We start from the raw sequence: 7,748 nt of genomic DNA on the forward strand, positions 1-7,748 counted from the left end.
CGCCAATACAGACACCGCCGTTCCGCCACCCCCTACCGCACCGTCTCCTTCTCCCGGGGCGCGGTGACCTTGCGTTCCCGGGTCTGGGCCTTGGGCTTGGGCAGGAGGCGGAAGCGGGTCTGGCACCAGGCGAAGTCGATGCCCACGTCGATCAGGGCGTCGCCGCGGCCGCAGGGGCAGTCGAAGTCCATGATCTCGATGACCCGGTAGGTCTCTCCGGCCTGGAGGGGCACCGGCCACCCCGTGGCGTGGTTGGGGGCGGCGTTGACACAGAGGACCAGATCGCCGGGGCTGATGGCGTCGCTCATCGCTTTCTCCCTTGAACAGGGGGCGAAGACTAAACCCTCACCGGCGATCAGCAAAGTGCGGTCTGTGGGCGGAGATCAGCGCACCACGAGGACGGGCACAGGGCTGTGGGCCAGCACCTCGGCCGTGACGCTGCCCATCATCAGGCGGCCGAGGCCCCGGCGGCCGTGGGAGGCCATGGCGATCAGGCTGCAGTCGTGGGCCTTGGCCGCCTCGATGATCGCCTCTGCGGGCAGGGCGTCCTCGATCAGCACCGTATCGGCCATGACCGCCATCCTGGCCGCCGCCGCCTTGGCGGCCGTGAGCACTTTCTCGGCGGCTTCCTTCTGGTTGGCGCCGTAGCCGCCGTAGGCCATGGCGGCCACGCCGGCGTCGAGGCCGTAGTAGACCGGCAACCGCTCGGTCACGGTCACGATGGTGACCTTGGCGCCCAGGCCCTTGGCCAGGGTCAGCCCGTGGTCGAGGCCCTTCTGGGCAAGGTCGGATCCATCCGTGGAGATGAGAATGTGCTTGTACATGGGGTGTTCCTCCGGGGGGCGCAGGCGTGGGTTTGTTGTGAGGTCAGCCTGGCACGGGCGCGGCGTCGGCGGCGTTGATCGAGATCAACCGGCGTTATGCGGCGCGTTTGACAGGGGGTGAAAGTCCTGTGATGCGTTTGCGCATGCTGCAGACATCGCCGACTTCGAACCTGATGATCACGACGGGCCGCGTGCTGCTGGCGCTCTATTTCCTGTTGCCGGGGATTCTGAAGTTCACGGCCGCGCCGATGAACATCAGCCTGATGAGCGCCCACGGGATCCCCAACCCCGCAGTCTTGCTGGTGGTGGCGGGGGTCGCGCAGGTAGCGGGGGCCCTGCTGCTGATGACGGGACGGTATGTGCGGTTCAGCGCGCTTGGCCTTGTGGCCTACATCCTGGTGATCAATGTGCTGATGCACGATTTCTGGAACTTCAGCGGCGTGGCGGGCGCCCACGAACTGCAGAACTTCATCAAGAACCTCGGCATCCTGGCGGGCCTGCTGGTGCTGGCGGGCTTCAGCCGCTGGCGCATGCCCTCGGTGACGGGGTTGATGATGAGCGACGCCAGGGCTTTTGCGGTTTAGAGGCCAGGGCGCTTCCTCCCGCCGCTACGCGGGGGAGGTAGGCAACGCGCCGCCCGCCGCCTTCGCCCGCTTGGCGCCGCGGTCGATCTCTTTCGTGAGGTCGTGGCAGTAGATGCCGAAGTCCACCTGGATGGTGTGGCGGGCGGCCTTGTAATAGGGGCCCAGATGCAGGGCCTCGTCGGCGCGGGTGATGTCGGCCATTTCCGCCGGCGACGGCGGGCGATAGGCGCCGGTGAGGCAGGCGCCCACCAGCTTGGCCTGCTGTTCGGCGAAGTTGACCAGGGTGGGCAGCGGCTGGGCCAGGCCCATGAAGAAGAGGTTGGGTACGCCCGGCTGCATCATCCGCTTGAACAGCGGAAAGCGGTGGTCGGCATCGGGCAGCAGGGCCGGGTCGCTGAAGAACGGGAAGCTGATCCGGTAGCCGGTGGCGTAGACGATGGCGTCCACATCCTCGACGCTGCCGTCCTCGAAGCGGACCTGGTGGCCCATGAGCTCGGCGATATTGGGCCTGAAGGTGATGTCGCCGCAGCCGGCGCGGGTCAGGAACTCGCCGGAGACCGAGGGGTGGGCTTCCAGCGGCTCGTGGTCGGGCTTGGGCAGGCCGTAGTCTTCCATGCGACCGACGGTCTTCTTGATCTTGGCGCGGGCCAGCGCCAGGCCCAGCTTGCGCGGCATCCAGTGGGGCATGGAAGCCTTGTCGGCGACCTTGCCGTCGATGTACTTGGGCAGCACCCAGACGCCGCGCCGGGCGGCCACGATCAGGCGTTTGGCGATGGGGCGTTGGGCCAGCTCGGAGGCGATATCCATCGCCGAATTGCCCATACCGACGACCACCACGGTCTTGCCGCGCATGTCCACGGGATCGAAGGGCGTGCGGTATTCGTGGGCGTGGAAGTGGGGGCCGTCGAAGTGGCCCGGATAGTCGGGAATGCGGGCGTCCCAATGGTGGCCGTTGCAGACGATGAGGGCGTCATAGGTGCGCGTCTCGCCGGTGGACAGGGTGACGGACCAGAGGCCGTCGGCGGTGCGCTCGGCTCTGGTGACGGCGGTATTGAAGGTGATCTTCTGGCGCAGGCCGAAGTGGTCCACATAGTCGTGGAAATACTGCAGCAGCTGGGCGTGATGCGGGAAATCCGGCCAGTCGGCGGGGACCGGATAGTCCTCGAAGGCGAGGCGCCATTTCGAGGTGTCGATGTGCAGGCTCTCGTAGCAGGCCGACTTGCCGTTGGGGTTCCGGAAGTACCAGTTGCCGCCGATGTTGTCCGACATCTCGAAACAGTCGAACGGGACGCCCAGGTCCTGGAGCCGCTTGGCCGTGGTGAAGCCGGAACATCCTGCGCCGATGATGCAGGCCTTGGGCAGGGCGGGCATGGTGGGTTGGTCTCCGGTGAGGTTGCGGGAGTTTGCGCGGCTTCACCTGACGTCCGGCAAGGGCGCCGCTTAAGGTGAACTGGATCGTGACAGGGTGGTGATGGATGGCTAGTCTGTGTGAATGAGCCCTTGGACCCCGCGACCCTCGCAGGTATCCGCCCCCCGTCCGGGGGTATGCGAGGCCGTGCGCAGCGCCTAGCTGCACCCTTGCTTCCGACCCCCGCAAACTGAGCGGATGGATCGGTCGGACCCCTCTCCATCCTGCAAATCTGGAGACCCCATGATCCCCTGGAACGACCGCTTCAGCGACCGCATGGCCCATGTGCGGGCCTCTGAGATCCGTGAGCTGCTGAAGCTGCTGGATCAGCCGGACATCCTGTCTTTTGCGGGCGGAATCCCCGATCCGGCGCTGTTTCCGATCGAGGCGATCCAGGCGGTCTGCGCCGAAGTGCTGGCCGGCGCCGGCGCCCAGGCGTTGCAGTATTCGGTGAGCGAGGGGCTGCCGTCGCTGCGCCGCTGGATCGCGGCCAGGATGAGCGCGGACGGGGCGCCCTGCGACGAGGGCAACATCATCATCACGGCGGGCTCGCAGCAGGCGCTGGACCTGATCGGCAAGCTGTTCCTGAGCGAAGGCGACCTCGTGCTGGCGATGCGCCCGACCTACATGGGCGCGCTGGGGGCCTTCAACGCCTATGAGCCGCGCTATGGCGATCTGGCCGATGACGGGCAGACGGGTGGGCGGCTGGCCTATGTGGTGCCGGACTTCGCCAACCCAACTGGCCGGACCCTGAGCCGGGCCGAGCGGGAGGGGTTGCTGGACCGGGCGGCGGCGCAGGACCTGGTGATCGTGGAGGACGCGGCCTATCGGGACCTGAGGTTCGAGGGGACGGGCGAGCCGTCGCTACTGGCGCTGGATATTGCGCGGACGGGGTCCATCGAGGCGGCGCGGACGCTCCATTGCGGCACGTTTTCCAAGACGCTCTCGCCGGCGCTGCGGATCGGCTGGGTCTGTGCGCCCCGGCCGGTGATCGACAAGCTGGTGCTGCTGAAACAGGGCTGCGACCTGCATGTCTCGACCCTCAACCAGATGATCGTCGAGCGGGTGATCGCCGAGGGGTTTGACGCGCATCTAGAGCGGCTGCGCGGCCACTACCGGGCCCGGGCGGCGGCCATGCAGGCCGCGCTGACGCGGCATATGCCGCCGGGCGTGACCTGGACGGAGCCGCAGGGCGGCATGTTCGTCTGGTTGCAATTGCCGGTTGGGCTGGATGGGGCCGAGCTGCTGGCGGCGTCGCTGGCGCAGGAGCGCGTGGCCTTTGTGCCGGGCGCGCCGTTCTTCGCGGTGGAGCCGCAGGCCAACACGCTCAGGCTCAGTTATTCGCTGCCCGCGCCCGAGGTGATCGACGAGGGCGTACGACGGCTGGCGCGGATGATCGCGGCGCGGATGGCGCCGAACGGCTCGAACATCAGCCGCGCCGCCACAGGGCGATCGGTCTGAGTCCTAAGGCTCGGGAGAGACCTGGATCAGCAGCTTGCCGTCGTGGTCGCCGGTGAACAGGCGCTGGAGCGAGTCCATTGCGCCTTCCAGACCCTGATCGACGTGGACCTTCCACTTCAGCTTGCCTTCCATCACCCAGGGGATCAGCTCGGCCATGGCCTCGGCGGCGCGGGGCAGGAAGTCGGTGATGATGAAGCCGCGGACGGTCAGCCGGTGCATCAGGATGCGGGAGAAGTCCGTGGGGCCGGTCGGGCGGCCATCGTCGTTGTAGGTCGAGATCATGCCGCAGAGCGGCATGCGGCCGAAGTTGTTCATGCGGTTGAAGACGGCGTTCATGATCTCGCCGCCGACGTTCTCGAAGTTCACGTCGATGCCGTTCGGGCAGAGCCGGTCGAGGGCCGCGCCGACGTCCTCGCTCTTGTAGTCGATGGCCCCGTCGAACCCGAGGTCGTTCACCAGCCAGTCGCACTTGGCCTTGCCGCCGGCGATACCGATGACGCGGGCGCCCTTCAGCTTGGCGATCTGGCCGACGATGGAGCCCACGGCGCCGGCGGCGGCGGAGACGACGACGGTCTCGCCAGGCTGCGGCTTGCCGATGTCGCAGAGGCCGAACCAGGCGGTCAGGCCCGTGGCGCCCAGCACGCTCATGTAGGCGGTCAGCGGCACGCCCGGCAGCTGCGGCGCCGGCATCAGCATGCCGCCGCCCACGATCACGTGGGACGTCCAGCCACCCAGGCCCGTGTTGACCACGTCACCCTGCTTGAACCGGTCTGACCGCGAGCGCTCCACGATGCCCAGCGAGCCGCCGCGCATGGTGTCGCCGATCTGCACCGGCGGCATGTACTGGTCCTGATCGCTCATCCAGATGCGGTTGGTGGGGTCGAGGGACAGATAGAGGGTGCGCACCAGAACCTCGCCGTCCGCCAGATCGCGGATCGGCTCCTCGACCAGCTTGAGGTCGCCGGCCTTGATGTCGCCGACCGGGCGGTGCTGCAGCACCCAGCGCTTGAGGTTGGTCATGGGTTCGGGGCTCCGGGAAGTTGTTGTTCGTCGGGTTCACCGTGCCCGCGCCGAAGCGTGGGGGCAAGGTGGCTCAGTCGGCCAGGCCCATCACCAGGGCCAGCGCGACATTGAGTCGGCGCAGATCGCCGGGTTCAAGATGACCGATCACGCCGCCGATGCATTCGCGCCGAACCGTGGTCGGCTTGTCGGACATCACCTGCGAGGGGGTTCTCAAGCCATTTTTGTCGCTGGGGTCGATGGTAATCCGGAAATCCGGCGCATCGACAAGGTCCGATGTCATCTGACACACGACAACGGAGGCATGGCTTTCCGGGAAGGCGTCCGACTGAACGATGACGGCGGGCCTTGGCTTGCCATAGTCGCCCGTCGCCGCCACGGTCACAACGTCACCGCGCCGCATCGAAACCCGGTTCGTCGAACTCGGAGATGGCCTCGACCCAGGCCATGGCGGCGTCTTCATGCTGATGGTTCAGGCTCGCACACTGCGCGGCGATCCGATCCCGGACCGATGCCGCGCGCGCGTCAGGCGCCGTCAGCCGGATCTCACGAACGCCGCGCGCGTTCCGCCGCGCCCGCATCGCCTTCATCCGTTCCGCGACGGCCGCCATTGTGATCCCCCGGAAGTTGGTCGATCAAACGTAACGCGTTACGATATCGGACGCAATGGCGCGATCCGTGAGGTCAGGTTTCGGCGTCAAAGCGACCCCGCCCCCTAGACCAACGCCCCGTGGCAGTGCTTGAACTTGGCTCCAGAGCCGCAGGGGCAGGGCTGGTTGCGGCCGGTGGACTGCCAGCCTTCGGGCAGGGCGGAGACCGGCAGGGCCTTGCGCTGGTCGGCCAGCAGGCCGCCGGGCCGGAAGCCCTGGACCTCGTTCTCGCCGGTCAGCGGATCCAGGTGCACCTCGAACGTCGACGGGATGGGCATGGGCGGCGGCGGGGGCTCCTCGAAGGAGAACTCCACCGTCATCAGCCAGCGGGTAACGTTCAGGCGCAGGTCGACCAGGAGCTTTTCAAAGAGGGTGAAGGCCTCGGTCTTGAACTCGTTCAGCGGGTCGCGCTGGCCATAGCCGCGCAGCCCGATCACCGTGCGCAGGTGGTCGATGTGCATCAGGTGCTCGCGCCACTGCAGGTCGACCGTCTGGAGCATGAAGCTCTTCTCGATGTTGCGCATGTGCTCGCCGACCATCTGGTTGCGCTCGACGGCGCGGGCGTCGCAGGCCTTGCGGATACGTTCCTCGATCTCCTCATTGCCGATGCCGTCCTCGGCGGCCCATTGGGCCAGGGGCAACTGCAGGCCCAGGTTCTGCTGAACATGGGCGTCGAGGCCCTCGATATCCCACTGCTCGGCATAGGCCTTGGGCGGCAGGTGGCGGAGCACGAACTCGCTGATCACCTCGTCACGGAACTCGCCAATGATCTCCTGGAGATCGGTGGCTTCCATGAACTCCTGGCGCTGCTCAAAGACGGCCTTGCGCTGGTCGTTGATGACGTCGTCGTACTTCAGCAGGTTCTTGCGCATCTCGTAGTTGCGCTGCTCGACGCGTTTCTGGGCGGTGGCGATGGCGCTGTTCAGCCACTTGTGGGTGATGGCCTCACCCTCCTGGACGCCGAAGGTACGCATGATCGAGTCCAGACGCTCGCCGGCGAAGATACGCAGCAGATCGTCCTCGCACGACAGGAAGAACTTGGAGTGACCGGGGTCGCCCTGACGACCGGTACGGCCACGCAGCTGGTTATCGATCCGTCGGCTCTCGTGGCGCTCGGTGCCGAGGACGAACAGACCGCCAGAGGCCAGCGCCTGTTCCTTGAGGTCCTTGATGTCGGCTTCGATCTCGGCCTTCTTGTCCAGCGCCTGTTGAGGGGTGACCTCGACGCCGGCGTCGCGCTGCTCTTCGCGCCAGGCTGCCAGGCGCATGTCCACGTTGCCGCCCAGCTGGATGTCGGTGCCGCGGCCGGCCATGTTGGTGGCGATGGTGACGGCGCCCGGCACGCCCGCGTCGGCTACAATGCCGGCTTCCTGTTCGTGATAGCGCGCGTTCAGCACATTGTGCGGGATGCCGCGGATGGTCTTGCCGTCCAGCTCGAAGGTGTGGGCCTTCAGCATTTCCGACAGCTGTTCCGATTTCTCGATGGACACCGTGCCCACCAGGATCGGCTGCTTGCGGCGATAGCAGTCCTCGATCAGGAGGCAGACGGCCCGGTTCTTCTCGGCGGCGGTGCGATAGACCTCGTCGTCGTCGTCGATGCGCGCGACGGGACGGTTGGTCGGGATCTCGGCCACATCCATCTTGTAGATGTCGAGGAACTCCTGCGCCTCGGTGGCGGCGGTGCCGGTCATGCCCGACAGCTTGGCGTAGAGGCGGAAGTAGTTCTGGATCGTCACCGAGGCCAGGGTCTGGTTCTCGGGCTGGACGACGGCGCCTTCCTTGGCTTCGATGGCCTGGTGCA

Annotated in this window: 9 protein-coding genes; 2 read left to right on the forward strand and 7 right to left on the reverse strand. The window is 66.9% G+C overall.

The features are described from left to right. Positions 1 to 32: 32 nt before the first annotated feature. The gene (locus ACIQ42_RS12910) at positions 33 to 308 is read right to left on the reverse strand and encodes a hypothetical protein (RefSeq protein WP_397422608.1); all 276 of its coding nucleotides are present in this window, start codon (positions 306 to 308) and stop codon (positions 33 to 35) included. Positions 309 to 383: 75 nt separating this feature from the next. Next, positions 384 to 824, reverse strand: a complete 441-nt coding sequence (locus tag ACIQ42_RS12915) for a universal stress protein (protein WP_397422609.1) — start codon at positions 822 to 824, stop codon at positions 384 to 386. 131 nt (positions 825 to 955) lie between these two features. Here ACIQ42_RS12915 and ACIQ42_RS12920 point away from each other — a divergent pair, with 131 nt between their 5' ends. Continuing rightward, positions 956 to 1,408, forward strand: a complete 453-nt coding sequence (locus ACIQ42_RS12920) for a DoxX family protein (protein ID WP_397422610.1) — start codon at positions 956 to 958, stop codon at positions 1,406 to 1,408. A gap of 24 nt (positions 1,409 to 1,432) precedes the next feature. Here the strand turns inward: ACIQ42_RS12920 and ACIQ42_RS12925 are convergent, their stop codons facing one another. Continuing rightward, complete coding sequence (locus tag ACIQ42_RS12925; protein ID WP_397422611.1) at positions 1,433 to 2,779, reverse strand: flavin-containing monooxygenase; 1,347 nt, start codon at positions 2,777 to 2,779, stop codon at positions 1,433 to 1,435. A 280-nt stretch (positions 2,780 to 3,059) separates the two neighbouring features. Between ACIQ42_RS12925 and ACIQ42_RS12930 the strand changes: the two genes are divergently transcribed. Next, on the forward strand, positions 3,060 to 4,277 hold the full coding sequence (locus tag ACIQ42_RS12930) for a PLP-dependent aminotransferase family protein (protein ID WP_397422612.1): 1,218 nt from the start codon (positions 3,060 to 3,062) through the stop codon (positions 4,275 to 4,277). Positions 4,278 to 4,280: 3 nt separating this feature from the next. Here ACIQ42_RS12930 and ACIQ42_RS12935 read toward each other — a convergent pair whose 3' ends face one another. From ACIQ42_RS12935 to ACIQ42_RS12950, 4 genes are all read right to left on the reverse strand, one after another. Next, the gene (locus ACIQ42_RS12935) at positions 4,281 to 5,297 is read right to left on the reverse strand and encodes an NADP-dependent oxidoreductase (protein WP_397422613.1); all 1,017 of its coding nucleotides are present in this window, start codon (positions 5,295 to 5,297) and stop codon (positions 4,281 to 4,283) included. A gap of 73 nt (positions 5,298 to 5,370) precedes the next feature. Next, positions 5,371 to 5,700: a type II toxin-antitoxin system PemK/MazF family toxin gene (locus tag ACIQ42_RS12940; protein ID WP_397422615.1), complete on the reverse strand. Its 330-nt coding sequence runs from the start codon at positions 5,698 to 5,700 to the stop codon at positions 5,371 to 5,373. Further along, positions 5,687 to 5,908 carry an antitoxin MazE-like protein gene (locus tag ACIQ42_RS12945; protein WP_397422616.1) on the reverse strand — a complete coding sequence of 74 codons (222 nt, stop codon included), beginning with the start codon at positions 5,906 to 5,908 and terminating at the stop codon, positions 5,687 to 5,689. Before ACIQ42_RS12945 ends, ACIQ42_RS12940 begins: the two co-directional genes overlap by 14 nt. 104 nt (positions 5,909 to 6,012) lie before the next feature. After that, positions 6,013 to 7,748, reverse strand: a 1,736-nt coding sequence (locus ACIQ42_RS12950; protein ID WP_397422617.1) for an SEC-C metal-binding domain-containing protein, incomplete at its 5' end; no start/stop codon positions are given.

The organism is Phenylobacterium sp. (assembly GCF_044372605.1).
Classification (GTDB): domain Bacteria; phylum Pseudomonadota; class Alphaproteobacteria; order Caulobacterales; family Caulobacteraceae; genus Phenylobacterium.

Coding starts and splice junctions, on each gene's coding strand:
- ACIQ42_RS12910 (WP_397422608.1), bottom strand. CDS start 308: ATGAGCGACGCCATCAGCCCCGGCGATCTGGTCCTCTGTGTCAACGCC.
- ACIQ42_RS12915 (WP_397422609.1), bottom strand. CDS start 824: ATGTACAAGCACATTCTCATCTCCACGGATGGATCCGACCTTGCCCAG.
- ACIQ42_RS12920 (WP_397422610.1), top strand. CDS start 956: ATGCGTTTGCGCATGCTGCAGACATCGCCGACTTCGAACCTGATGATC.
- ACIQ42_RS12925 (WP_397422611.1), bottom strand. CDS start 2,779: ATGCCCGCCCTGCCCAAGGCCTGCATCATCGGCGCAGGATGTTCCGGC.
- ACIQ42_RS12930 (WP_397422612.1), top strand. CDS start 3,060: ATGATCCCCTGGAACGACCGCTTCAGCGACCGCATGGCCCATGTGCGG.
- ACIQ42_RS12935 (WP_397422613.1), bottom strand. CDS start 5,297: ATGACCAACCTCAAGCGCTGGGTGCTGCAGCACCGCCCGGTCGGCGAC.
- ACIQ42_RS12940 (WP_397422615.1), bottom strand. CDS start 5,700: ATGCGGCGCGGTGACGTTGTGACCGTGGCGGCGACGGGCGACTATGGC.
- ACIQ42_RS12945 (WP_397422616.1), bottom strand. CDS start 5,908: ATGGCGGCCGTCGCGGAACGGATGAAGGCGATGCGGGCGCGGCGGAAC.